22 protein-coding genes are annotated in these 24093 nt (G+C 64.4%); 10 read left to right on the top strand and 12 right to left on the bottom strand.

The window, feature by feature from the left end; translation table 11 throughout:
* Positions 1-16 precede the first annotated feature (16 nt).
* On the top strand, positions 17-463 hold the full coding sequence (locus ACNFCH_RS02685; protein WP_416742196.1) for a c-type cytochrome: 447 nt from the start codon (positions 17-19) through the stop codon (positions 461-463).
* Positions 464-621: 158 nt separating this feature from the next.
* On the opposite strand, the gene ACNFCH_RS02680 is transcribed toward ACNFCH_RS02685, so the two are convergent.
* From ACNFCH_RS02680 to ACNFCH_RS02660, 5 genes are all read right to left on the bottom strand, one after another.
* Positions 622-1017 carry a DUF1090 domain-containing protein gene (locus ACNFCH_RS02680; RefSeq protein WP_337156771.1) on the bottom strand — a complete coding sequence of 132 codons (396 nt, stop codon included), beginning with the start codon at positions 1015-1017 and terminating at the stop codon, positions 622-624.
* A gap of 123 nt (positions 1018-1140) precedes the next feature.
* The gene (locus ACNFCH_RS02675; RefSeq protein WP_196162515.1) at positions 1141-1536 is read right to left on the bottom strand and encodes a DUF1090 domain-containing protein; all 396 of its coding nucleotides are present in this window, start codon (positions 1534-1536) and stop codon (positions 1141-1143) included.
* 60 nt (positions 1537-1596) lie between these two features.
* Positions 1597-3258: an NAD-dependent DNA ligase LigB gene (ligB, locus tag ACNFCH_RS02670; protein ID WP_416742244.1), complete on the bottom strand. Its 1662-nt coding sequence runs from the start codon at positions 3256-3258 to the stop codon at positions 1597-1599.
* 177 nt (positions 3259-3435) lie between these two features.
* A complete protein-coding gene (gene metK / locus ACNFCH_RS02665; RefSeq protein WP_196162517.1) occupies positions 3436-4626 on the bottom strand; it encodes a methionine adenosyltransferase in 1191 nt (396 codons plus the stop codon).
* A gap of 20 nt (positions 4627-4646) precedes the next feature.
* Positions 4647-5639 (bottom strand): ArsR/SmtB family transcription factor, encoded by a 993-nt coding sequence (locus tag ACNFCH_RS02660; protein ID WP_416742195.1) that lies wholly within the window; start codon positions 5637-5639, stop codon positions 4647-4649.
* A gap of 312 nt (positions 5640-5951) precedes the next feature.
* Between ACNFCH_RS02660 and tkt the strand changes: the two genes are divergently transcribed.
* The 8 genes from tkt (at position 5952) to ACNFCH_RS02620 (ending at position 13144) form a co-directional block, all read left to right on the top strand.
* Entirely contained in the window at positions 5952-7949 is a 1998-nt protein-coding gene (gene tkt / locus ACNFCH_RS02655; RefSeq protein ID WP_337156768.1) for a transketolase, read from the top strand.
* Between the two features lie 187 nt (positions 7950-8136).
* Positions 8137-9198 (top strand): erythrose-4-phosphate dehydrogenase, encoded by a 1062-nt coding sequence (gene epd / locus ACNFCH_RS02650; RefSeq protein ID WP_416742194.1) that lies wholly within the window; start codon positions 8137-8139, stop codon positions 9196-9198.
* 12 nt (positions 9199-9210) lie between these two features.
* The gene (locus ACNFCH_RS02645; RefSeq protein WP_416742193.1) at positions 9211-10374 is read left to right on the top strand and encodes a phosphoglycerate kinase; all 1164 of its coding nucleotides are present in this window, start codon (positions 9211-9213) and stop codon (positions 10372-10374) included.
* A gap of 32 nt (positions 10375-10406) precedes the next feature.
* Positions 10407-10622, top strand: coding sequence for a hypothetical protein (locus tag ACNFCH_RS02640; RefSeq protein WP_416742192.1), 216 nt, complete (start codon positions 10407-10409; stop codon positions 10620-10622).
* A gap of 79 nt (positions 10623-10701) precedes the next feature.
* Positions 10702-11031, top strand: coding sequence for an MliC family protein (locus ACNFCH_RS02635; RefSeq protein ID WP_070090537.1), 330 nt, complete (start codon positions 10702-10704; stop codon positions 11029-11031).
* A 99-nt stretch (positions 11032-11130) separates the two neighbouring features.
* The gene (gene fba, locus ACNFCH_RS02630; protein ID WP_070090536.1) at positions 11131-12195 is read left to right on the top strand and encodes a class II fructose-bisphosphate aldolase; all 1065 of its coding nucleotides are present in this window, start codon (positions 11131-11133) and stop codon (positions 12193-12195) included.
* A 139-nt stretch (positions 12196-12334) separates the two neighbouring features.
* On the top strand, positions 12335-12835 hold the full coding sequence (locus ACNFCH_RS02625; RefSeq protein ID WP_337156766.1) for a M48 family metallopeptidase: 501 nt from the start codon (positions 12335-12337) through the stop codon (positions 12833-12835).
* Positions 12836-12847: 12 nt separating this feature from the next.
* Positions 12848-13144, top strand: a complete 297-nt coding sequence (locus ACNFCH_RS02620) for a winged helix-turn-helix domain-containing protein (protein WP_070090534.1) — start codon at positions 12848-12850, stop codon at positions 13142-13144.
* 33 nt (positions 13145-13177) lie between these two features.
* Here the strand turns inward: ACNFCH_RS02620 and ACNFCH_RS02615 are convergent, their stop codons facing one another.
* Positions 13178-13630, bottom strand: a complete 453-nt coding sequence (locus ACNFCH_RS02615) for a GNAT family N-acetyltransferase (protein WP_084854304.1) — start codon at positions 13628-13630, stop codon at positions 13178-13180.
* A 223-nt stretch (positions 13631-13853) separates the two neighbouring features.
* Here ACNFCH_RS02615 and ACNFCH_RS02610 point away from each other — a divergent pair, with 223 nt between their 5' ends.
* Complete coding sequence (locus ACNFCH_RS02610; protein ID WP_416742190.1) at positions 13854-14591, top strand: substrate-binding periplasmic protein; 738 nt, start codon at positions 13854-13856, stop codon at positions 14589-14591.
* Between the two features lie 49 nt (positions 14592-14640).
* Here the strand turns inward: ACNFCH_RS02610 and yccS are convergent, their stop codons facing one another.
* From yccS to ACNFCH_RS02580, 6 genes are all read right to left on the bottom strand, one after another.
* Positions 14641-16824: a YccS family putative transporter gene (gene yccS / locus ACNFCH_RS02605; protein ID WP_416742189.1), complete on the bottom strand. Its 2184-nt coding sequence runs from the start codon at positions 16822-16824 to the stop codon at positions 14641-14643.
* 129 nt (positions 16825-16953) lie between these two features.
* Positions 16954-18135: an NAD(P)/FAD-dependent oxidoreductase gene (locus tag ACNFCH_RS02600; RefSeq protein WP_416742188.1), complete on the bottom strand. Its 1182-nt coding sequence runs from the start codon at positions 18133-18135 to the stop codon at positions 16954-16956.
* Between the two features lie 123 nt (positions 18136-18258).
* Positions 18259-19638, bottom strand: coding sequence for an ATP-dependent RNA helicase DbpA (gene dbpA, locus ACNFCH_RS02595; RefSeq protein WP_416742243.1), 1380 nt, complete (start codon positions 19636-19638; stop codon positions 18259-18261).
* 70 nt (positions 19639-19708) lie between these two features.
* Complete coding sequence (mdtD, locus tag ACNFCH_RS02590; RefSeq protein WP_337156762.1) at positions 19709-21136, bottom strand: multidrug transporter subunit MdtD; 1428 nt, start codon at positions 21134-21136, stop codon at positions 19709-19711.
* A gap of 126 nt (positions 21137-21262) precedes the next feature.
* Positions 21263-22594: a TldD/PmbA family protein gene (locus ACNFCH_RS02585; RefSeq protein WP_337156761.1), complete on the bottom strand. Its 1332-nt coding sequence runs from the start codon at positions 22592-22594 to the stop codon at positions 21263-21265.
* On the bottom strand, positions 22594-24036 hold the full coding sequence (locus tag ACNFCH_RS02580; RefSeq protein WP_337156760.1) for a TldD/PmbA family protein: 1443 nt from the start codon (positions 24034-24036) through the stop codon (positions 22594-22596). Before ACNFCH_RS02580 ends, ACNFCH_RS02585 begins: the two co-directional genes overlap by 1 nt.
* Positions 24037-24093: the final 57 nt, after the last annotated feature.

Raw genomic sequence — 24093 nt, 5'->3', positions numbered from 1 at the left:
TGCCAATGTGACCGTGATGTTGAAATGTTTCACCGTTCTGCTGTTGGTCGGCCTGTCCCTGGCGGCCTGTGACCGTGTCGATCCTAACTCACCACTGGGCCAGCGCAAGGCGATCTTCAAGCAGATGCTCAAGACCAGCGAAGATATGGGCGGCATGCTACGTGGGCGGCTACCGTTCGACGGCGCCCGGTTCGCCGAGGGCGCGGTGAAGCTCGAGGGCCTGGCCCACGAGCCGTGGCAGCATTTTCCACAGGTCAAGGATGAGGGCGACAGCAGCGCGCGGCCTGAGGTGTGGGAGCGTCAGGCGCGCTTCCAGGATTTGGCTCGGCAATTGGAGGGGGTGACGGGCGAACTGGTCAGCGTGACCCGTGATCAGCCGCTGGAGGCGGCAACTCTGAAAGCGCCAATGGACAAGGTCGAAGCTGCGTGCAAGGCCTGCCATACGGAGTTTCGCAACCACTGATTGCCCGCTGGAGCGGTGCCTGCGGCCGGCCCCACAGATGCGTTTGCACGCCCTGTGGGGGCGAGGCCTGCGATGGGCCGCGCAGCGGCCCCACGATGACAGGGCTTCCCACAACTACCGCGCAATGTCCCTCTCAGCGCTAGCCCGGGAAGCCAATGTCACTTGTTCAGTTCCAACTCGGCCTGCTTGAGCTGCGCCTCGGACTCGGCAAGCTTGCGCTCGCGCTTGGCGATCTTGCCCTTGTCGCCCTTGGCTTGGGCCTCGGCGAGGTCTGCCTTGCGTTCGGCTACTTCCGCCTTGGCCTCGGCGATCTTGGCTTCACGCTGCTGTTTGAGGTTGGCGTCGGTGCAGTGTGCGGCGTTTTCCTTCAAGGCTTTTTCCAGACCGCGAATCTCACCCCAGTTGTTGTGCTTGCGGGCGTATTCGAGCTGGTTCTCGATGGCGCTGCGCTTGGCCGCGCAACCGGTCAGGCCTGGGTCGGGCTGCGCTGCCTGCGCGGTGCCAGTCGCCAGGCCAAGAGTGACCAGCAATGTCAGGGCGGAACGGACTTTCATGAACATTTCCTTCAATAGCAACAAGATTTGTAGGGAATAGTGCCTACAACCGGTTGGCGAGTGAACCCTGGAAACGGGTGCTACATCGCTTTCAGAAAAGTCTTACTTCCGTACCGCTGAACATCAACGCTCCAGTCCGTCGACCGCTTCCTGCAGCTCCTTCTTGGCCTCGGCGAGCTTTTCCTTGCGCTTGTTGATCTTCTCCGGATCGCCTTTCTTCATGGCCTTGTCCAGGTCCTTGGTGCGTTGGTTCACTTCGTGGCGAGCCTCGAGCACCTTCTGCTCACGCTCCTTGCGCAGGCTGGAGTCGGTGCAGTGTTCGGTGGCTTCGGCCAGGGCCTTTTCCAGGCCGGCCTGTTGCTCGCTGTTGCCTTGGGTGCGCGCTTGTTCGAGTTGTTCGCTGATAGCCTGGCGCTTGGCCGCGCAGCCGGTCAGCCCAGGCTGCTCTTCGGCGGCCAGCAGGGGGCTGGCAGCCAGGCTGAGCAGGGCGGACAGTGCAAGGGACGAAAGCAATTTCATCGTGGACTCCATTCGAAGGCAGGACAGCGGAAAACGAAATGCTGCCCTGATCTGACGAAATTAGAAACCCTGGATTGCGTGTGCGCGCAATTGCTTTGCCAGCAGGCCCAGCGTTTCATCCGTGAAGAACGCTTCCAGTTGCGCGGCGCGTCCAGGGCCGATGTCGGGTTCGGCAAGCCATTGTTCGCGGCGCTTGGCCGCGAGCGTCTGCCAATCCGGCCCCAGTTGCAGGCTGCGGGGAGCCGGAACGCCGAGTGCCCGTAACCAGCGCTCGAACGGTTGCTGGCGAGCCTTGGCGAAGGCTTGCAGCAGTTGCTCGGCACGGGCCGTACCGATGCCTGGTATGCGCTGCAGGTCGGCACGCTCCAGGGCCAGCCAATCATGCAGGCTGGCCACTGCCCCGCTTTCTACCAGGCGGGCCCAGGTGCCAGGGCCAAGGCTGGGCATCTTCAAGCCCTGGCGGCCGCTCAACCAGGCCAGACGGGCGAGGAATTGCGCTTTGCAGGTGTCGTCGGGCTGCCAGCAACTGAGCGGATGGTGCTGCGTGGCGTCCGGCGCCGTCACGGGTGCTCGGTGCGCCGAGCGGTGCACCACGCTTTCCAGTCGCGGTACCGTCAGCCCGGCCAGCGTGATCGCCACCTGATCGCCTGGGCGGATGTCGAGTTTCTGCCAGCGTGCCAGTGAGCCGAGGCTGACCAGGCTGATGCGGCGGTCATCCAGCACGACCGGGTGCAGGTGCAGCATGGGTGTGATGCGACCGGTGCGGCCGACCCGAAAGCGCACCTCGCGCACCTCGGCCAGGGCTTGTTGGAAAGGGTACTTCCAGGCCGCTATCCAGGAGGGCGGCCTGGCTCGCCAGCGTTTGGCCGGCGGGCGACTGTCCTGGCGCAGGATCACGCCATCGGTAGCGAAGGGCAGGGGCGAGCGGTACCAATGCTGGCGCCAATGTGACGCCTGCTCGAAGGTTTCGATGGCGACGCTGTAGCGCTGGCTGTCGGCAAACCCCAGCTCCGCCAACCGAGACAGACGCTCGGCCTGTCGGGACGGCCCGTCGGGCCAATCCCAGACGAACAGGCCAATGTCGGTACCTTGGGTATCGTCCAGCGTCTTGCGCGCCAGCAGTCCGGCCACCGTGCCACGGGCATTGGCGCTGCCGGCCAGGGCTTGCGTGTGCTGCGCCTGGCGCCAGTAGAGTTCGCCTTGGAGTACGAGGTCCAAGGGCTCCGGCAGTTGCCGAGTGATGCCGCTCAGGTGGGGAATATGGCGGCTCCAGTCGTGCCCTTGGACGCCATCGCCGCGGCTTAGCAGTTGGACCAAATGGCCTTGGCGGTACACCAGCGACGCTGCAACGCCATCGACCTTCGGTTGTATCCAGACATCCCGTTTTCCTTGTAACCAGCCCGCCACGGCCTGCTCATCGGCCAGTTTGATCACGCCCGTATGGGGTATCGGGTGAGCAATGGTGCCGCGGGCGCTGGCCAGCGGATCATCACTGTCTGGCAGGTCGAAGCAGGTTTGCAGCATGTGCAAGCGTTGCCGGCTCTGGTCGTACAGTTCGTCCGCCACCGGTGAATGGCCCTGGCGGTGGTACTGGTCGTCCCACGCGGCGAGGGTTTCGCGCAATCGGGTGAGTTCATCGGAGGCACGAACCTGGGGCCAAGTCGGGCAGGTGGCGGCCTGAGTGACGACCGGCAGGAGTATGAGCAATGCAGCGATGAGCATTGAAAGCATGGCCAGCATCCTTGCTTGGCGGGAGGGAATGCTCAGGCTAGGCAATCGCAGGCATTGGCGCTGGGTGGAGTTGTCAGCCGATATGTCACGAAAAAGCCCCTGCCGATCACTCGGCAGGGGCTTTTTCTTGCAACCTGTGGCGTGCGGCCTGCAGTCAGCCGCTCACCCTTACAGACCGGCTGCGGCGCGCAGGGCGTCGACGCGGTCGGTACGTTCCCAGGTGAAGGTGGTGAAGGTGTCGTCGCCGACAGTCTTCTGCTGTGGGATACGGCCGAAGTGACCGTAGGCAGCGGTTTCCTGGTACATCGGGTGCAGCAGGTCGAGCATGGTGGTGATGGCGTATGGGCGCAGGTCGAAGCACTCGCGGACCAGTTGCACGATCTTGTCGTCGGCGATCTTGCCGGTGCCGAAGGTGTTGATCGAGATGGAGGTCGGCTGGGCCACGCCGATGGCGTAGGACACCTGGATCTCGCAGCGATCGGCCAGGCCTGCGGCGACGATGTTCTTGGCCACATAGCGGCCGGCGTAGGCCGCCGAACGGTCGACCTTGGACGGGTCCTTGCCGGAGAACGCGCCGCCACCGTGGCGGGCCATGCCGCCGTAGGAGTCGACGATGATCTTGCGACCGGTCAGGCCGCAGTCGCCCACCGGGCCACCAATGATGAAGTTGCCGGTCGGGTTGATGTGGAACTGGGTGTCCTTGTGCAGCAGCTCGGCAGGCAGGGTGTGCTTGACGATCAGCTCCATGACGGCTTCACGCAGGTCTTTGTAGGAGACTTCCGGGTTGTGCTGGGTCGACAGGACCACGGCATCGATACCCACGACCTTGCCGTTTTCGTAACGGCAGGTGACCTGGGACTTGGCGTCCGGACGCAGCCACGGCAACAGGCCGGACTTGCGTGCTTCGGCCTGGCGCTCGACCAGACGGTGGGAGAAGCAGATCGGGGCAGGCATCAGCACGTCGGTTTCGTTGCTGGCGTAGCCGAACATCAGGCCCTGGTCACCCGCGCCCTGGTCTTCCGGCTTGGAGCGGTCGACGCCTTGGGCGATGTCCACCGACTGCTTGCCGATGATGTTCATCACGGCGCAGGTGGCGCCGTCGAAGCCGACGTCGGAGCTGTTGTAGCCGATGTCGATGATGACTTTGCGCACCAGCTCTTCCAGGTCGACCCAGGCGGAGGTGGTCACTTCGCCGGCAATGATGGCGACACCAGTTTTGACCAGGGTTTCGCAGGCCACGCGGGCGTATTTGTCCTGGGCGATGATTGCATCAAGGACCGCGTCCGAAATCTGGTCGGCGATCTTGTCCGGATGCCCTTCGGACACGGACTCGGAAGTGAAAAGGGAGTATTCGCTCATCTCGACGGGTTCCTAAAAATTTACCGATGGTGAGTGTCGCCAGTCGTCCGCTGGAAATGGCGGACCTGAATCTGGAAACCGTTACGCAAGCCCACATAGAGGCTGTCCCCGGGTACTAGCCCCGCTACCCGGGCCCAACGGGCCAGGTCGTCCTGCTCGAAACCCAGCCAGAGATCGCCGCAGGCTTCCCGCGCCCAGCTCTGGTCATGGCTGCACAGCTCGGTGACCAGCAGGCTGCCGCCCGCTTTCACCCGTTTGGCCAGCAGGCGCAGGGCCAGGGCCGGGTCGCTGAAATGGTGCAACACCATGTTCAGCACAACGCAGTCGGCTTCCACATCCGTTGCACCCAGTGCATCGGCCAACTGCAGGTTTACATTACTCAGCCCTTCGCGCTCGCAGACTTGGCGGGCCAGTTCGAGCATGGTCGAGCTATTGTCCAGGGCTGTGACCTGATTGAAGCGCCGCGCCAGGTCCGGCAGGAAGCCGCCATCGCCGGGGCCGACTTCCAGCGCGCTGGCGCCGGGGCCGAAGCTTAGGTTGTCGAGCAGGGCCAAGAGGCTGTCGCGGTACTGCGGCAGGCCGGCGATCAAGTCTTGCTGGGCACGAAACTTTTCTTCCACGCGCAAGAAGAAGTCCTGGCTGGTGGCGGCGCGGCGCTGTTGCACTTGGGCGATGCGCGCTTGCACGTCCTGCGCCAGGGCCAGGCCATCCACCTCTTCGAGCAGGGCCGCGTGCAGGCGGCCGCCCAGGCGCAGGCTGTCGGGCAGGGCGCGGCGGTAGAAGATCGCATTGCCTTCGCGGCGCGTGGCCACCAGTTCGGCCTGCGCCAGCACCTTGAGGTGGTGGCTCATGCCGGATTGGCCGATGTCGAAGATCTGCGCCAGCTCCAGCACGCCGAACGAGTCACTGGCCAGTGCGCGCAGTACATTCAGGCGCAGCGGATCGCCGCTGGCCTTGCACAGGGCGGCCAGCTCGTCGCTGCGGTGATGGATGATGGGCGCGCTTGGGTTCATGGGGCGGCAGTCTAGACAGGGGATGCAGTCGTCGCAATAGCAATATCAAAAAGTTTTGATATTGGCTGATGGGCGGAGTCCTGGTTGTCTGGTTCACGGGCGAACCCGTGCCCATGGACTGGCGTTGCCCCTGTGGGTGCGGGTTTACCCGCGAGCAGGGGGTCGCCGACTTGCGAATTGTCCCGAATTGCGGCCCAAAGACAGGAAAAATACCCAACTGCGACCATCCGTCATTGCCCCCAGCCCCGCCTGTGGGCGAAAATGGCGGCCTTTTTCGTTTCACTACCTTTTCAAGCCCCAGGAGACTCAGCGATGCCCAGCCGTCGTGAACGTGCCAACGCCATTCGTGCCCTCAGCATGGATGCCGTGCAAAAGGCCAACAGCGGCCACCCAGGTGCCCCCATGGGCATGGCGGATATCGCCGAGGTGCTTTGGCGCGATTACCTGAAGCACAACCCGAGCAATCCGAAATTCGCCGACCGCGACCGTTTCGTGCTGTCCAATGGCCACGGCTCGATGCTCATCTATTCGCTGCTGCACCTGACCGGCTACGACCTGTCGATCGACGACCTCAAGGCCTTCCGCCAACTGCACAGCCGCACCCCGGGCCACCCGGAATACGGCTACACCGCAGGCGTCGAGACCACCACCGGCCCGCTGGGCCAGGGTATCGCCAACGCCGTGGGCTTCGCCCTGGCGGAAAAAGTGCTGGCGGCCCAGTTCAACCGTGACGGCCACACCATCGTCGACCACAACACCTATGTGTTCCTGGGCGACGGCTGCATGATGGAAGGCATCTCCCACGAAGTCGCCTCCCTGGCCGGCACCCTGGGCCTGAACAAGCTGATCGCCTTCTACGACGACAACGGCATCTCCATTGACGGTGAAGTACACGGCTGGTTCACCGACAACACGCCAGCGCGCTTCGAGGCGTACAACTGGCAGGTGATCCGCAACGTCGACGGCCACGACGCCGACGAGATCAAGACCGCCATCGAGACCGCTCGCAAGAGCGATCGCCCGACCCTGATCTGCTGCAAGACCATCATCGGTTTCGGCTCGCCGAACAAGCAGGGCAAGGAAGACTGCCACGGCGCACCGCTGGGCAACGACGAAATCGCCCTGGCCCGCAAGGAACTGAACTGGAACCACGGCCCGTTCGAAATCCCGGCTGACATCTACGCCGAGTGGGACGCCAAGGCTGCCGGTGCCAAGCTCGAAGCCGACTGGAACCAGCGTTTCGATGCCTACGCCAAGGCCTATCCTGAGCTGGCTGCCGAATTCAAGCGCCGTGAAAGCGGCGAGCTGCCAGCCGACTTCGCCGAGAAGGCCCAGGCCTATATCAACGAAGTCGCTGCCAAGGGCGAGACCATCGCCAGCCGCAAGGCAAGCCAGAACGCCCTGAACGCTTTCGGCCCGCTGCTGCCGGAGTTCCTCGGTGGTTCGGCTGACCTGGCCGGCTCCAACCTGACCCTGTGGAAGGGCTGCAAAGGCGTCAGCGCCGACGATGCCAGCGGCAACTACGTCTTCTACGGCGTGCGCGAATTCGGCATGACCGCCATCATGAACGGCGTCGCCCTGCACGGTGGCCTGGTGCCTTACGGCGCGACCTTCCTGATGTTCATGGAATACGCCCGCAATGCGGTGCGCATGTCCGCCCTGATGAAGCAGCGCGTCATTCATGTCTACACCCACGACTCCATCGGCCTGGGCGAAGATGGCCCGACCCACCAGCCGATCGAGCAACTGACCAGCCTGCGCAGCACGCCGAACCTGGACACCTGGCGCCCAGCCGACGCGGTGGAGTCGGCCGTGTCCTGGAAGCAAGCCCTGGAGCGCAAGGACGGCCCATCGGCGCTGATCTTCTCGCGCCAGAACCTGCAGCATCAGGAGCGCGACGCCCAGCAGATCGCCGACATCAGCCGCGGTGGCTACATCCTCAAGGATTGCGCCGGCGAGCCTGAGCTGCTGCTGATCGCCACCGGTTCCGAAGTGGGCCTGGCGGTCCAGGCGCATGCCAAGCTGACCGAGCAGGGTCGCAAGGTGCGTGTGGTTTCCATGCCGTGCACCAGCGTGTTCGACGCCCAGGACGCAGCCTACAAGCAGTCCGTGCTGCCGCTGGAAGTGGGTGCGCGTATCGCCATCGAGGCCGCCCACGCGGACTTCTGGTACAAGTACGTGGGCCTGGAAGGCCGCGTCATCGGCATGACCACCTATGGTGAGTCGGCGCCAGCCTCCGCGCTGTTCGAGGAGTTCGGCTTCACCCTGGAAAACATCCTGGGTACCGCCGAAGAACTGCTGGAAGACTGATGTGAAACGGAGGGCGGCAACGCCCTCCAGGTTGTGCAAGGCGAGGGCTTTGCCCTCGATCGGGACACAAGGCCGCTCCTACAGGGTGTTGCGCATGCAGCCTTCTGTAGGAGCGGCCTTGCGTCGCGATGGGCCGCAAAGCGGCCCCAGGCAGTGGTCATTAACGTATGTGTTCGTGAGTCCTCTGATGCCCCATCCGCGTCCCTACAAAGTTGCACTCAACGGTTACGGCCGTATCGGTCGTTGTGTCTTGCGCGCACTGTTCGAGCGAGGGGCGAATGCCAGCTTCGAGATCGTCGCGCTGAACGACCTGGCCGACCAGGCCAGCCTCGAGTACCTGACCCGTTTCGACTCCACCCACGGCCGCTTCCCCGGCGAGGTGAGGGTCGATGGTGACTGCCTGCACATCAATGGCGACTGCGTGAAGGTCCTGCGCAGCGCCACCCCGGAAGGCATCGACTGGGCGGCGCTGGGCGTCGACCTGGTGCTGGAGTGCTCCGGAGCCTACAACACCCGTGCCGATGGCCAGCGTTTCCTCGATGCCGGCGCGCCTCGGGTACTGTTTTCCCAACCGATGTCCAGTGAAGTGGATGTCGATGCCACGGTGGTCTATGGCATCAACCAGGACTGCCTGAGCGGCGATGAACGCCTGGTGTCCAACGCCTCCTGTACCACCAACTGCGGCGTGCCGCTGCTGCGTGTGCTGGACCAGGCGTTCGGCATCGAGTACGTGTCGATCACCACCATTCACTCGGCGATGAACGACCAGCCGGTGATCGACGCCTATCACCATGAGGATCTGCGTCGTACGCGTTCGGCGTTCCAGTCGGTGATTCCGGTGTCCACTGGTCTGGCACGCGGCATCGAGCGCCTGCTTCCGGAACTTGCCGGTCGAATCCAGGCCAAAGCCGTACGCGTGCCGACCGTCAACGTGTCGTGCCTGGACATCACCCTGCAGACCGCTCGCGACACCAGCGCGGCAGAGGTCAACCGGGTGTTGCGCGAGGCCGCGCTGAACGGCCCGCTCAAGGGGCTGCTGGCCTACACCGAGCTGCCCCATGCCAGCTGTGATTTCAACCATGACCCGCATTCGGCCATCGTCGATGCCAGCCAGACCCGTGTTTCCGGCCCTCGCCTGGTGAACCTGCTGGCCTGGTTCGACAACGAATGGGGGTTCGCCAACCGTATGCTCGACGTTGCCGACCACTTCCTGCACGTCGTCCACCAAACCCGCACCAAACAGCCCTGAAGGACTGCATTCATGACCGTGTTGAAGATGACCGACCTCGACCTGCAAGGTAAGCGCGTACTGATCCGCGAAGACCTCAACGTCCCTGTGAAAGACGGTGTGGTAGCCAGCGATGCGCGTATCCTGGCTGCGCTGCCGACCATCAAGCTGGCCCTGGAGAAGGGCGCGGCGGTGATGGTCTGCTCGCACCTGGGTCGTCCGACCGAGGGCGAATTCTCCGCCGAGAACAGCCTCAAGCCGGTCGCCGACTACCTGAGCAAGGCCCTGGGCCGCGAAGTGCCGCTGGTCGCCGACTACCTGGACGGTGTCGAGGTCAAGGCCGGTGACCTGGTGCTGTTCGAGAACGTTCGCTTCAACAAGGGCGAGAAGAAGAACGCCGACGAGCTGGCGCAAAAGTACGCGGCCCTGTGCGATGTGTTCGTCATGGACGCCTTCGGCACCGCCCACCGCGCCGAGGGCTCGACCCACGGCGTTGCCAAGTTCGCCAAGGTCGCCGCTGCAGGCCCGCTGCTGGCGGCCGAGCTCGATGCCCTGGGCAAGGCCCTGAAGGCCCCGGCCAAGCCGATGGCCGCCATCGTCGCCGGCTCCAAGGTGTCCACCAAGCTGGACGTGCTCAACAGCCTGAGCACGGTCTGTGACCAACTGATCGTCGGTGGCGGCATCGCCAACACCTTCCTCGCCGCGGCTGGCCACAAGGTCGGCAAGTCGCTGTACGAGCCGGACCTGGTCGAGACTGCCAAGGCCATCGCCGCCAAGGTCAGCGTGCCGCTGCCCGTGGACGTGGTCGTTGCCAAGGAATTCGCCGAGAGTGCCGAGGCCATCGTCAAGTCCATCGCCGACGTGGCCGATGACGACATGATCCTGGATATCGGCCCGAAGACTGCCGAACAGTTCGCCGAGCTGCTCAAGTCGTCCAGGACCATCCTGTGGAACGGTCCGGTCGGCGTGTTCGAGTTCGACCAGTTCGGCAACGGCACCAAAGTGCTGGCCAAGGCCATCGCCGACAGCGCCGCCTTCTCCATCGCCGGTGGTGGGGACACCCTGGCGGCCATCGACAAATATGGCGTCGGCGCTGATATCTCCTACATTTCTACCGGTGGCGGCGCGTTCCTCGAATTCGTCGAAGGCAAGGTCCTGCCCGCCGTGGCTATCCTGGAAGAGCGGGCCAAGGCCTGAGCATGGCGGCGCCTGGCAAAGGGAGCGACCTGATGGTCAAGCAATTGCCTGTGATGATCCTGACCCTGTTGCTGGGTGCCTGCTCCAGCAAATCTGCCGACACCGAGCCGTCGCAGCCGCCCAAGGGCGGCTGCTACCAGTCTCAGTGGCAGGCTGAGACCGCGCCGGTCATCAACAAGCGCATGGGCCCGGAAGGCCTGGAAAAGTACGACGACGAACACCAGCGCCAGGCGCCGGGCTGCCCTTGATCGGGCGCCAGGCAACCAAGGTTGGGTTTTGTGGTCTTGGATTAGGGGCCGCGTAGCGGATCCACGACGAGGTTTTTGGATGAAAGCGCTTCTGGCCGCATTGGCCCTGGCGACCCTGGCAGGATGCTCGCTGCTGCAGCCGGCGCAACCGGCTCCGGCGGATAACTGGACCCGCTGGGTCTGCGACACCCAGACCGAAGTGCTCTGGCGCTTCGCCGATGCCACGCAAGATTCGGTCGACGTACGCCTGGGTGGCGGCGACCAGGTCTATCGGCTCAAGTCTGAGCCGGGTGCCTCCGGTGCGCTGTACAGCGACGGGGTACTGGCCTTCCACACCAAAGGCGACGAAGGCCTGGTGTATTGGGTGGCAACCAACGATCTGATTGGGCGGGGCTGCAAGGCACCGTGACTGGCCGGGCCGCGACGGCGGCCCACACTACTTGAACAGCAACCGCCCCTGCGGCAGGCTTGCACGAAACAACGACGCTTGTCGGGAGAGAGATACACAATGGCACTCATTAGCATGCGCCAGATGCTGGACCACGCCGCCGAGTTCGGCTACGGCGTTCCGGCTTTCAACGTCAACAACCTCGAGCAGATGCGCGCCATCATGGAAGCTGCGGACGCCACCGACTCCCCGGTCATCGTCCAGGCTTCGGCCGGCGCCCGCAAGTATGCCGGTGCCCCGTTCCTGCGCCACCTGATCCTGGCGGCGATCGAAGAGTTCCCGCACATCCCGGTGTGCATGCACCAGGACCACGGCACCAGCCCTGACGTCTGCCAGCGCTCCATCCAGCTGGGCTTCAGCTCGGTGATGATGGACGGCTCGCTCAAGGAAGACGGCAAGACCCCGTCCGACTACGAGTACAACGTTCGCGTCACTCAGCAGACCGTGGCATTTGCCCACGCCTGCGGTGTGTCCGTCGAAGGCGAACTGGGTTGCCTGGGCAGCCTGGAAACCGGCCAGGCCGGTGAAGAAGATGGTATCGGCGCCGAAGGCACCCTGGATCACAGCCAGATGCTGACCGACCCGGAAGAAGCCGCCGACTTCGTCAAGAAGACCCAGGTCGACGCCCTGGCCATCGCCATCGGCACCAGCCACGGTGCGTACAAGTTCACCAAGCCGCCAACCGGTGACATCCTGGCCATCGACCGCATCAAGGAAATCCACAAGCGCATCCCCAACACCCACCTGGTGATGCACGGTTCCTCCTCGGTGCCGCAGGAGTGGCTGAAGGTCATCAACGAGTTCGGCGGTGACATCAAGGAAACCTACGGCGTGCCGGTCGAAGAGATCGTCGAAGGCATCAAGTACGGCGTGCGCAAGGTCAACATCGACACCGACCTGCGTCTGGCCTCCACCGGTGCCATCCGTCGCTACATGGCTGCGCACCCGAGCGAGTTCGACCCACGCAAGTTCTTCGCCGAGACCGTGAAGGCCATGCGTGATGTCTGCATCGCCCGTTACGAAGCCTTCGGCACCGCCGGCAACGCCTCCAAGATCAAGCCGATCTCCCTGGAAGGCATGTTCCAGCGTTACGCCAAGGGTGAGCTGGCTGCCAAGGTCAACTGATCCGGCGTCCATTGGGGCTGCTTCGCAGCCTATCGCGGCACAAGGCCGCTCCTACAGGAATGCACAGTCCCTGTAGGAGCGGCCTTGTGCTGCGATGGGGCGCGAAGCGGTCCCAGCTCATCAGGAATGCCGCCGTACCATGACCACCCTACGCTACCTGCAAGCCTACCCGCCTCACCTGCAAGAGCAGGTGCGCCAGATGATCGCCAGCGATCGCCTGGGCAACTACCTACGACAACGCTATCCCGAGCGCCACGATGTGCAGAGCGACAAAGCGCTGTACGGCTATGCCCAGGACTTGAAACAGCAGTACCTGCGCAATGCGCCGAACCTGGACAAGGTGTTGTTCGACAATCGCCTGGATCTGACGCATCGTGCCCTAGGCCTGAACACGGCGGTTTCCCGCGTGCAGGGCGGCAAGCTCAAGGCCAAGAAGGAAATTCGCATCGCCTCGCTGTTCAAGGACGCAGCGCCACAGTTCTTGCGCATGATCGTGGTGCACGAGTTGGCGCACCTGCGCGAACGCGACCACAACAAGGCGTTCTACCAGCTCTGTCAGCACATGGAGCCGGACTACCATCAACTGGAATTCGACCTGCGCGTCTACCTGACCTATCAGGAGCTGCCGGGCACTACCTGAGGATCGAGCAGCATGGATGTGAGCAAGACCAAGAGCAGTTTCTACCGGCGGCTCTACGTGGCCTGGTTGATCGACAGTCAGACCGCCACCAGCGTTCCGGCGCTGATGGAAGCCACCGGCATGCCCCGGCGCACTGCGCAGGACACCATCGCCGCACTGGCGGACCTGGATATCGTCTGTGAGTTCGAGCAGCAGGCGGGGGCGCGCAATCACGCTGGGCACTATCGCATCCATGATTGGGGTGCCATCGACAAGCAGTGGATCATCCAGCATCTGCGCCAGATCAGGGACGTGCTGGGGTATCCATGACCTGAGCGCCCGGCCGGTCTGTGCCCTCTTGCCTCAAGCCTTGCGCATACCGATATGCGGGATGCCATCCTCGAGGTATTGCTCCCCTGCCACTTCGAACCCATGCCGCGCATAGTAGGCCTGCAGATGTGCCTGGGCCGATAGGTAGATCGGTGTTCCCGGCCAGCAGTGCTCGGCGCACTCCAGGCCCTTGAGCAACAACTGATGGCCCAGGCCGCCACCGCGGGCGGCGGGAGCGGTCACCACCCGGCCAATGACCACATCGCCGCCTTGGGATTGAGGGTCGAGCAGGCGCAGGTAGGCCACCAAACGGTCCTGCTCCCATCCCATCAGGTGCAGCGTATCTCCGCAAAGGTCCTGACCGTCGACCTCCTGGTAGGCGCATTGCTGCTCCACCACGAAGACTTCGGTGCGCAGTTGCAGGATGGCATAGAGCTGCTCCTTGCCAAGGTCGGTATGGTGCTTGCAAATCCACTCGATGGACATGGGTATGAACTCTTTGAAGGGGCGGTCGATCATCGCAAATCCAGGCTCCGGCGACGAGTCGGACATTGCCCAAAAACAGGCTTCGCAACATTCGGCCAAAATAGAGGCTATTTGATATCATTTGTCGGCTGCCGGCCGAGAGGGCTTTGTGTAGTCTGCCCATCCTGTAGTAGTGCGGATCGCCACCATCAGAGTGGATCACCAACTGCGAAAGGACTCGAGCATGCGGCCACTGCTTTGCGCGCTTGGCTTACTGGTAATCGTGCTGGTCACACCCGCGATGGCGGTCGAGAAGTTGCGCCTGGTGGCCGATAGCTGGCCGCCCTTCACTGACAGTGACCTGCCCGGCGGTGGCCTGGCCACCAACATCGTCACCGCCGCCTTGACCCGCGCCGGCTATGCCAGCAATGTCGAGCAAGTGCCTTGGGCCAGAGCCCTGATGGGCATCGGTGAGGGGCGCTACGACATCCTCGTCAATACCTGGTACAACGATTCGCGCACGCGTCTGGGCGCCTTTTCCAAACCTTATCTGGTCAACCGCATCCGCCTGCTCAGGCCGCAAAACAAGCCGTTGAGCTACCGGCGGCTGACCGATCTCTACGACTACTCCATTGCCGTGGTGCGCGACTACGCCTATTCACCTGGGTTCGACAGCGACGCGCGTTTGCACAAGGTGGCGGTGCGTAATTTTTCCTCGGCGGTGCGCATGCTGGCGGCGGGAAGGGTCGACCTGACGGTGGAAGACGAGTTCGTCGCGCGCTACAGCCTGCAGCGTGAGACGAAGGAGGTGCGTGAAGCCGTGACCTTCGTGGAGCCCGCGCTGGGCGAGAACAACCTGCATATCCTGGTCAGCCTCAAGCATCCCGAACATCGACAGATCGTCGAGCGATTCGACCGCGCCATTGCCGCGATGAAGGCCGATGGCAGCTATGCCCGGCTGTTGCGCCAGCATGGGTTCTGACATGCGACGCTTTCGCAGGTGAACCCCGCTGCCAAACCGCCGCGCAGGGTCAGTGCGGCGGGTTTTCCTTGATCAGGTGCGCCGCCAGGGTGCGCAGCGGCCCAAGCTGGCGGCAGATCAGCGCCAGTTGCGTCTGCACCAGGCGCTGGTGTTCATCCAGTTCCTCGGGCATCTGCTCCAACGCGCCGGCCAGGGCTTCCTCGGCATCGCTGTGAATGGCCACGGGCAGGCGCGCGGCCAGGCCATTGGCGATCTCATCGAGGCTGTTGGCCAGGCTTTGTCCGGCGCCATCGATCAACTGCTCGTGGACCTCCGGCGGTAGCGCCGTGTCGCGGTGCGCGCCGAGCCCGGAGAGGTAGCTGAGCAGGGTGTGGGAGAGCACCAGGAAGCGGAAGCCCACATCGGCTTCCTTGCGGAAATGCCCAGGCTCCATGAGCATGTTGGCCAGCGTGGTCGACAGCGCCGCATCGGCGTTGTGGGCATTGCGGCGGGCCAGGCGGTAGGCCAGGTCGTCGCGCTTGCCATGGGCATACTGCTGCATGATCTGGCGCAGATAGGCACTGGCGCAGGTGAGGGTATTGGCCAGCACCTTGTTCAGGCGCCGCCCCTGCCAGTCGGGCAGGAACAGGAACACCGCCAGAATCGCGATCAGGCTGCCCACGAGGGTATCGAACAGACGCGGCAGGAACAGGCCGTACCCATCGCCGATCTGATTGAAGCAGAACAGCACCATCAAGGTGATCGCCGCTGTGGCCAAGGTGTAGCGGGTGGTCCGGTTGACGAAGAACACCACCCCGGCGACGACGGCGAACATCGACTGGATGATCGGGCTGGGGAACAGGTCGAACAGTGCCCAGCCCACGGTCAGGCCGACGGCCGTGCCGAGCACGCGCTGCACCAGCTTGCGGCGGGTCGCACCATAGTTGGGCTGGCAGACGAACAGGGTGGTGAGGATGATCCAGTAGCCTTGAGTCGGATGGATCAAGTGCACCATGCCGTAACCCACCGACAGCGCCAGGGACAGGCGCAGCGCGTGGCGGAACAGTAGCGAGGTCGGGGTGAGCTGGGTCCGCAGGCGACTCCAGACATCCTTGAGGTTGCGTGGCGAGCGGTCCAGCAGGCTGCTGTCGCTGGCATCGGCGAGGCTATCGGGGTTGCTGGCGGCGCCCAGCAGGCGGTCCAGGGTCGCCAGGTTGCCGGCCAGTGCCCGCAATGAGCGCAGCAGGCCGCGCCAGGCGGGGTTGCTTTGTTGGCGCAGGTGTTCCAGGGAGGCGTTGAGATCTTCCAGGGCTTCGGCAAAACCGCTGCCGTAGACGAACGGCTGGCGCAGGCGGATGGAATGTGACAGTTGCTGGCAGGCTGAGCCTTGCTGGCGCAGCAGGCGCTGGCAGCGGAACATCACATCACTGTGGAAGAACGCTTCGGCCAAGGCGTTGTAGGGGTAGTGCGAGGCGCTGACCCGTTCATGGATGTCCTGGGCCAGGAAGTACAGCTTCAGGTAACGGCTGACCTTGGCGTTCGGTTGGCTGTTGCCGACCCGGTGCAGGATGATTTCCTTGGCCGCGTTCAGCGCAGCCACCACCTTGCCGTTCTGCTGGGCCAGCTCCAGGCGCCGGGCTTCGAGATCCAGGTTGCGGATCGGCTCGAACAGGTTGGCCTTGAGCTTGAGGTAGCGGCCAAGCTCCATGAACAGCTTCGCCAGACTCTGCTGCACCGGCTGGTTGGAGAACAGCGCCTGCCACAGCACCGAGAGCAGGCCATACCACGCGGCACCGGCCACCAGCAGCAACGGCTCGTGCCAGAAGTCGCTGACCTGCCCGCCGCGCTGGTCCACGCCGATCATGGTGTACACCGAGAGGATCAAGGTCGCCGAGGCAATGGCGCCGTAGCGCTCGCCCAAGGCGCCGAGCATGGTCAGGGCGAAGGCTGCCAGGGCCAGGGCGCCGGCGAAAATCCAGGGGTAGGGGAACAGCAGTTCCACCGACAAGGCGGCGATGGCGAAACACACGAGGGTCACGGCCAGGGCGCTCAGGCGGCCTTGCCAGCCGTCGTCGGTCTCAGCCAGGGCGCTGGCGATGATGCCGAGGAACAGTGGGATCAACAGGGCCATTTCGTCCTGGTACCAGCACAGCGCCATGCTGCCGGTGAGCGCGACCGTTACCCGGATGCTGTAGCTGAATTTGTCTTGGCCCCACAAACGACGCAATGAATGGCGGAACGAGCTCGATGACATGATGGCCTTGGGCTGTGATCGAATGAATACCTTGCGCGCCGTCCGTTTCGAGGCTGCTGCGCAGCCCGGAAACCGGCACCTGAGCACAGACCAGCAAGAAGCGTTCCGTGCTGCTGAAAGGATTCTACTCTACACGAACTGCGCTGCAGCGTTGGCCGAGGCCCAGGCCCACTGGAAATTGAACCCGCCCAGATGGCCGGTGACATCGAGCACTTCGCCGATGAAATACAGCCCCGGGCTCTTGAGCGACTCCATGGTCTTGGACGACACCTCGCGGGTATCGACGCCGCCGAGTGTGACCTCCGCGGTGCGATAGCCTTCGGTGCCGGCCGGCACCAGCTGCCAGGCCGAGAGCTTGTCGGCCACCTGGGCCAGCTCGGCCGGGGTGTACTGCTTCATCGGCTTGGACACGAACCACTGCTCGGCCAGCAGGTTGGCCAGCTTGCGGGTGAAGACCTCGCCCAGCAGGGTCTTGAGCTCGCTGTTGGGGCGCTCGGCCTGTTGCTGTTGCAGCCAGCTCAGGGCGTCACGATCAGGCAGCAGGTTGATCTCCACCGTGTCGCCCGCCTCCCAGAACGAGGAGATCTGCAGGATCGCCGGGCCGCTCAGGCCGCGGTGGGTGAACAGCAGGTTTTCCCGGAAACTGGTGCCGTTGCAACTGGCGACGCAGTCCAGCGCGGTGCCGGAGAGTTCGGTGCACAGTGCCTTGAGTTGGGGCTCGGTGATGGTGAAGGGCACCAAGCCTGCACGTGTCGGCAGCAGGGTATGGCCGAATTGGCGGGCGACCTGGTAGCCAAAGCCGGTGGCACCCAAGGTCGGGATCGACAGCCCGCCGGTGGCGATCACCAGGGACTGGCAGGCGAAAGGGCCGGTGGAGGTCTGAAGGCAATAGCCCTCGGCGGTCTTCTCGATCTGCTCGATGCTGGTTTGCATATGTATCTCGGCGCCGGCTTCGTCGCATTCGGCGAGCAGCATGTCGAGGATGTCGCTGGACTTGTTGTCACAAAACAGCTGACCGAGTTTCTTCTCGTGGTACGGCACGCCGTGCTTGCACACCAGCTCGATGAAATCCCACTGGGTATAGCGGGCCAGGGCCGACTTGCAGAAGTGCGTGTTCTGCGAGAGGAAGTTGGCCGGCTCGGTGTACATGTTGGTGAAGTTGCAGCGACCGCCCCCGGACATGAGGATCTTCTTGCCCGGCTTGTTGGCGTGGTCGAGCACCAGCACTCGGCGGCCACGGCGGGCGGTGAGCTGGGCGCACATCAGGCCGGCGGCGCCGGCGCCGATGATGATCACGTCGGTGGAATGCACGGTGTAAACCTTTTCTGAAATGACACACGGGCCACAGTGGGAGCGGGTTTACCCGCGAAGGCGGTAGTGAGCCCACCATCGCATTCGCGGGTAAACCCGCTCCCACAGGCGTCGCGCAAATCTTTAGATGATGCGGACTTTCAGGGACCGGCCCTTGATCTTGCCGCTGTTCAGGCGCTGCATGGCTTGTTTGGCCACAGCGCGCTCCACGGCCACGAAGGCCTGGAAGTCGAAGATGGCGATCTTGCCCACCTGCTTGCCGGGGATGCCGGCGTCGCCGGTCAGGGCGCCGAGGATGTCGCCTGGGCGCAGCTTGTCCTTGCGGCCAGCGGCGATGCACAAGGTGGTCATGACCGGCAGCAGCGGCTCGCCACCCTTGTGCTTGAGGCTGTCGAGCTGCTCCCAGCGCAGTGGGCGTTTTTGCAGGTCTTCGATGGCCTGGGCGCGGTGGCCCTCGGCAGGGGCAACCAGGCTGATGGCGATGCCTTTTTCGCCGGCGCGGCCGGTGCGGCCGACGCGGTGCACGTGGATCTCGGGGTCACGGGCCAGCTCGACGTTGATCACCATGTCCAGGCCATCGATGTCCAGGCCGCGGGCCGCCACGTCGGTGGCCACCAGGACCGAACTGCTGCGGTTGGCGAACATCGTCAACACCTGGTCACGGTCGCGTTGTTCCAGGTCGCCGTGCAGAGCCTGGGCGACGATGCCCTTGGCGGTGAGGTGGGCGACTACGTCCTCGCATTGTTGCTTGGTGAAGCAGAACGCCACGCACGACTGCGGTCGGAAGTGGCCGAGCACGCGGGTGACCGCCTCCAGGCGCTGCTGCGGGTCGATCTCGATGAAGTGCTGCTCGATCTGGTTGTCGGCGTGCAGGCTCTCGACCTTGACCTGTTGCGGTTTGCGCATGAATTCGGCGGCCAACTGCTCGATGCCGGCTGGGTAGGTGGCCGAGAACAGCAGGGTCTGGCGGCGCGACGGGGCCTTGCCGATGATGCTGGCGATGGCATCGAAGAAGCCCATGTCGAGCATGCGGTCGGCTTCATCGAGTACCAGGGTGTTGAGCCCGTCGAGCACCAGGGTGCCCTTGTCCAGATGCTGCTGGATGCGGCCTGGGGTGCCGACGATGATGTGCGCGCCATGCTCCAGCGAGGCGATCTGCGGGCCGAGCGAAACGCCACCACACAGGGTGAGGATCTTGATGTTGTCCTCGGCACGGGCCAGGCGGCGCAGCTCCTTGGCCACCTGGTCGGCCAGCTCGCGGGTCGGGCACAGCACCAGTGCCTGGCAGCCGAAGTAGCGCGGGTTGATCGGGTTGAGCAGGCCGATGCCGAAGGCGGCGGTCTTCCCGCTGCCGGTCTTGGCCTGGGCGATCAGGTCCTGGCCCTTGAGGATGACCGGCAGGCTCTGGGCCTGGATCGGTGTCATCGAGGTGTAGCCGAGGGCGTCCAGGTTGGCCAGCATGGCGGCGGACAGCGGCAGAGTGGCAAAGGCGGTGGAATCGATGGTCACGAGGCGGGCCTGCGTTGCGAAGCGAAAAATGCCGCACAGTCTACCAGCCTCGTGGCCATTCGCCCTACGACTCCATGTGCGCTTCCTGACGACGGGCACGCCTTCCGTCCGTCGGCGAAAGCTGCAGGAAGATCGCCGCCGCCAGCATGGCCATCAGGCCGATGGTCAGGAAGGTCAACTGGAAGGCGCCCAAGGTGCTTTCCACGCCCTCGGCGCTGCCGGCAGCGGTGAAGCCGCCGAGCAAGGCGCCAGCACAGGCCACCCCCAGGCTCAGGGACAGTTGTGCGACCACCGACAGCAAGCTGTTGCCGCTGCTGGCGCTGGCGTCGTCCAGATCGATCAGGGTCACGGTATTCATGGCCGTGAACTGCATGGAGTTCACGGCGCCGAGCAAGGCCAGTTGCGCGAGCAGCAGGGCATAGGGCGTGTCCGCGTCCACCAGCCCCAGACTGGCCAGCAGCAGGCCAAGCAGCAGGGTGTTGCCGGTGAGGATGATGCGGTAGCCGAAGCGTTCGATCAGCGGCCGTGCGATGGACTTGGCGAGCATGGCGGCGGCGGCCAGCGGGATCATGCTCATGCCGGCTTCTGCGGGCGAATAGCCCAGTGCTACCTGCAGCAGCAGCGGCACCAAGAACGGCAAGGCACCGCTGCCCAGGCGAGCGAACAGGTTGCCGAGGATGCCGATGGCGAAGGTGCGCACCCGGAACAGGCTGGGCGAAAACAGCGGCTGAGGGTCGCGCCCCGCCCGTAGCCAATAGGCAGCCAGGCAGGCCATGCCGGCGAACAGCAGCAACATCACCCGCAGGTGCGGCAGGTGCAGCTCACCCAGGCCTTCCATGGCAATGGTGATCAGCACCATCGCCGCGCCGAACAGGAGGAATCCGGGGCCGTCGAAGGCGGTGCGCTCGGCGCCACGCAGGTCGGGGATGAACTTCCACACGGCATAGCAGCCCAGCGCACCGACGGGCAGGTTGAGCAGGAAGATCCAGTGCCAAGTGAGTATCTCCACCAGCCAGCCACCCAAGGTAGGCCCCAGCAGCGGGCCGAGCAGGCCAGGAATGGTGATGAAACTCATGATTCGCACCAGTTCCGAGCGTGGGTAGGCGCGAAGCACCACCAGTCGCCCGACCGGCAGCATCAGCGCACCGCCCAGGCCCTGGATGACCCGCGCCAGGATCAGGAACGTGAGGCTGTTGGCCATGGCGCACAGCAGCGAGCCCAGGCTGAACAGCAGGATGGCGCTGAAGAAAATGCGTTTGGTGCCGAACCGGTCGGCGATCCAGCCCGAGGCGGGGATCAGCAGGGCGACGGTGAGCATGTAGGCGATGATCACGCCCTGCATGCGCAAGGGGTCTTCGGCCAGGGAGCGCGCCATGGCGGGCAGGGCGGTATTGAGAATGGTGCCGTCCAAGGACTGCATGAAGAAGGCGATGGCCACCACCCAGGGGATCCAGCGGGCGGTGACGGGGTCCAGTGGCGCGCGATCGGACATCAGCTACCTCTCTGTCGTGTGTTACCTGTGTGGGCCTGTTCGCGGGTAAACCCGCTCCCACAGGCACAGCGGTGTTGTTGAGAACACCGAAGAACTTGTGGGAGCGGGTTCCCGCGAAGGGGCCGATCACAATGTCAGGGTCAGGCCTTTGACCAATGCCCCCGGCAAATGACTCGACCCGGTGCTGCGCTGGCCGTAGGTGCTGGTCGACAGGATCAGCTCCCGCTCGCACGTGAGCGCCTCCAGCTGGCTGCCCAGCAGGTTGTACAGACTGTCGTCGAAGCGCATGGTGCCGACCGGGCCCTGGATGCTGCCATCCTGCACCCAGAAGGTGGCGAAGCGGGTCAGGCCGGTCATGCGGGCGGCGGGCAGGTCCGAGTAGTTCAGGTACCAGAGATTGCTGATGTACAGGCCTGTGCCGAGCCGCTCGAGGATCTGCGCCGACGGCAATTGCCCCGGCGCCAGGCTCAGTGCGCAAGGCGACTCGAAGCTGTCGGCGCCGTTGGCCTGCAACTCGAATTCCGCAGCGCTGCGCGCACTGATCAGGCGTGCCTGGGCACGGCCGTCGCGAATCAGGCGAACGTCTTGGCGCGGCGAGCCTTCATTGGAGAACGGTGGGCTGAGCGAGCCGCTGACCTGCTCATCGAAACTGACTTGCGGGCTGAGACTGGCATCGCCGTTGTACAGGCGTTGCAGCGCGCTGTTGCCTGTGGCCAGGGCCTGGGCGGAAAAACCACCCCAGCAGAGCATGCCGGCGATTTCGTCCATGGCTGCCGGGGCCAGGTAGGCGCGGTAGCTGCCGGGCTTGAGGATGATTGCCGGGCGGCCAAGGAACTTAAGTTGCTCTCGGGATTGGCGCAGGCGTGACACCAGGGCTTCGCTCTCCCATGCGTTGCCTGCGTAGTTGGCTTTTACTGCCTGGCCATTGGCATGGAACAAGCTCCAGTCGAAGTTGAAACTGTTGGCCTGGTGCCAGCCAAAGGCGCCGAAGGAACTGGCAAAGCCCCGGCAAATGGGGCCTGCGGCATAGATGCCGACCAGGTCCAGCTCGCTCGCTTCGCGCTCGATCAGGCCCAGGACATCAGCGCAGTCCGGTAGCGGCTGCGCTTGCAGGCTATGGCACTGCCAGGGGCTTTCGTCCAGGCGCAGGTACGGGTCGACAGGCAGCAGCGGCAGGATCTGGCGCAGTTGGGCCAGCGCGTCGTGCAGGCGCTGGCGGTCCAGCTGCGGGTCGTCGCCCAGGGTGAAGTGCTGCTCGGCCTGGCGCCCGTCATGGATCAGGCGCAAGTGCGCGCTGGCCTGGGTGACTTCACCCGCCTGACGTACGCGGGCATGGTTGAAGCGGATGAACTGCGAGTGCTCGGCGCTGTAGCCAAGGGTGAACTGTTCGCCGGCCTGGAGCGCGTCGCGCAGGGCGCCTGTCAGGTCCTCGAAGCGTTGCTGGGGCGTGGCGCTCATCAGGCGTCTCCTCCGAATACGTCGATCTGGCGGAACACGCACGCCGGTGAGGCGTGGCCAACCCGTACCACCTGATTGGGCTCGCCCTTGCCGCAGTTGGGTGTGCCGAGCACCTGGAAGGTGCTGTGATCGCCCACGGCGACCAGATTGCCCCAGAACTGCGCGGAGATGCCGCGGTAGTTGGGGTTCTTCACCACGCCCTTGAGCTCGCCGTTTTCGATCAACTGGCCCCACTCGCAACCGAACTGGAACTTGTTGCGTGCGTCGTCGATGGACCAGGAGCGGTTGGTGCGCATGAGGATGCCATGCTCGATGCCGCCGATCAGCTGCGCCAGTGACTTATCACCCGGCTCGATGTTGAGGTTGGCCATGCGGTCGATCGGTGCGCGGTTCCAACCGCAGGCCCGGCTGTTGGCGACGCCGTCCAGGCCCGAGCGGTACTGCGACAAGGCGCCACCCAAGGGGCGCAGCAGCCGCCCGTCGCGGATCAGAAACTGCTTGCTCGCTGCCGTGCCGTCGTCATCGAAGCTGTAACTGGCCAGCTCTTCGCCGATGGTCGGATCGAAGGTCACATTGAGCAGCTTCGAGCCGTATTGCAGGTGGCCGAAGTCGCTCGCCTTCACGAAGCTGGTGCCGGCGTAGTTGCGCTCATCGCCCAGGATGCGGTCCATCTCCAGTGGGTGGCCAATGGATTCGTGGATCTGCAGCATCATCTGGTCCGGCATCAGCAGCAGATCGCGCGGGCCGCTGGGGGTATTGGGCGCAAGCAGCAGTTGCAGGGCTTCGTCGGCGATGCGCCGGGCCGCGCCGACCAGGCCGCAGCGCTCGATGACCTCGAAACCGCCTTGCTGGCCGAAGTTCTCCCGGCCGAGGCTGCGGCTCTGGCTGTCCTGGCCGTCGCTGGCGGTCACGCCCAGGCCCGGGAACAGGAAGCGCTGGGCATGGCGCAGCTCGGCACCGGCGGAGTTGAGGTAGGTCTGCTCGACCAGGCTGATGCCCAGGCTCGCCTGCCAATCCACCAGGCGACTGTCGTTGGGCACGCTGGCCGATTCGGCGGCGAGCAGTTCCAGGCACTCGGCAAGGCTGGGCAGCGGTTGGTCGAAGTGAGGCGAGACATGATCATGACGCTCGCTGGCCACCGGTTGCCCGCTCAGGTCCAGCAAGCTGTGGGCGGCAATCGTGCGAGCCAGCGACTCGGCCTGTTCGAGGGCGCGTTGCAGGCCGGCCTGGGACAGGTCGGCAGTGGCGGCATAGGCCTCCACGCCCTTGACGCGCACGGTGAGCATGGCGCCTTCGTCCTGACTGAAGAACGGCGGCTCAGCCACATTGCGACGCACCGACAGGCTCTGGTGCGACTGCTTCACATGGCGCAGGGAAAACAACTCGGCCGAACTGCGCAGCGCGGCAAAACGCTGGCGCAGCAGGGCGCTGGAATCGAACATGCGGGAACCTCCGGTGCGCGGTGGCTCCCCCTTTAGAACCACCCCTCTGCACGCTCA

Origin of the sequence: Pseudomonas sp. NY15354 (assembly GCF_048068075.1) — a bacterium.
GTDB lineage: Bacteria > Pseudomonadota > Gammaproteobacteria > Pseudomonadales > Pseudomonadaceae > Aquipseudomonas > Aquipseudomonas guariconensis_C.
Note: the sequence above shows the minus strand (reverse complement) of the source record. Positions and strands in the feature narration are given on the sequence as shown.

Coding starts and splice junctions, on each gene's coding strand:
- ACNFCH_RS02585 (WP_337156761.1), bottom strand. CDS start 22,594: ATGAGCGCCACGCCCCAGCAACGCTTCGAGGACCTGACAGGCGCCCTG.
- mdtD (WP_337156762.1), bottom strand. CDS start 21,136: ATGTCCGATCGCGCGCCACTGGACCCCGTCACCGCCCGCTGGATCCCC.
- yccS (WP_416742189.1), bottom strand. CDS start 16,824: ATGTCATCGAGCTCGTTCCGCCATTCATTGCGTCGTTTGTGGGGCCAA.
- ACNFCH_RS02620 (WP_070090534.1), top strand. CDS start 12,848: ATGGATGTGAGCAAGACCAAGAGCAGTTTCTACCGGCGGCTCTACGTG.
- ACNFCH_RS02645 (WP_416742193.1), top strand. CDS start 9,211: ATGACCGTGTTGAAGATGACCGACCTCGACCTGCAAGGTAAGCGCGTA.
- fba (WP_070090536.1), top strand. CDS start 11,131: ATGGCACTCATTAGCATGCGCCAGATGCTGGACCACGCCGCCGAGTTC.
- tkt (WP_337156768.1), top strand. CDS start 5,952: ATGCCCAGCCGTCGTGAACGTGCCAACGCCATTCGTGCCCTCAGCATG.
- ACNFCH_RS02640 (WP_416742192.1), top strand. CDS start 10,407: ATGGTCAAGCAATTGCCTGTGATGATCCTGACCCTGTTGCTGGGTGCC.
- metK (WP_196162517.1), bottom strand. CDS start 4,626: ATGAGCGAATACTCCCTTTTCACTTCCGAGTCCGTGTCCGAAGGGCAT.
- ACNFCH_RS02635 (WP_070090537.1), top strand. CDS start 10,702: ATGAAAGCGCTTCTGGCCGCATTGGCCCTGGCGACCCTGGCAGGATGC.
- ACNFCH_RS02675 (WP_196162515.1), bottom strand. CDS start 1,536: ATGAAATTGCTTTCGTCCCTTGCACTGTCCGCCCTGCTCAGCCTGGCT.
- ACNFCH_RS02685 (WP_416742196.1), top strand. CDS start 17: ATGTTGAAATGTTTCACCGTTCTGCTGTTGGTCGGCCTGTCCCTGGCG.
- ACNFCH_RS02615 (WP_084854304.1), bottom strand. CDS start 13,630: ATGTCCATCGAGTGGATTTGCAAGCACCATACCGACCTTGGCAAGGAG.
- ACNFCH_RS02660 (WP_416742195.1), bottom strand. CDS start 5,639: ATGAACCCAAGCGCGCCCATCATCCATCACCGCAGCGACGAGCTGGCC.
- ACNFCH_RS02610 (WP_416742190.1), top strand. CDS start 13,854: ATGCGGCCACTGCTTTGCGCGCTTGGCTTACTGGTAATCGTGCTGGTC.
- ligB (WP_416742244.1), bottom strand. CDS start 3,258: ATGCTCATCGCTGCATTGCTCATACTCCTGCCGGTCGTCACTCAGGCC.
- ACNFCH_RS02680 (WP_337156771.1), bottom strand. CDS start 1,017: ATGAAAGTCCGTTCCGCCCTGACATTGCTGGTCACTCTTGGCCTGGCG.
- ACNFCH_RS02625 (WP_337156766.1), top strand. CDS start 12,335: ATGACCACCCTACGCTACCTGCAAGCCTACCCGCCTCACCTGCAAGAG.
- epd (WP_416742194.1), top strand. CDS start 8,137: ATGCCCCATCCGCGTCCCTACAAAGTTGCACTCAACGGTTACGGCCGT.
- ACNFCH_RS02580 (WP_337156760.1), bottom strand. CDS start 24,036: ATGTTCGATTCCAGCGCCCTGCTGCGCCAGCGTTTTGCCGCGCTGCGC.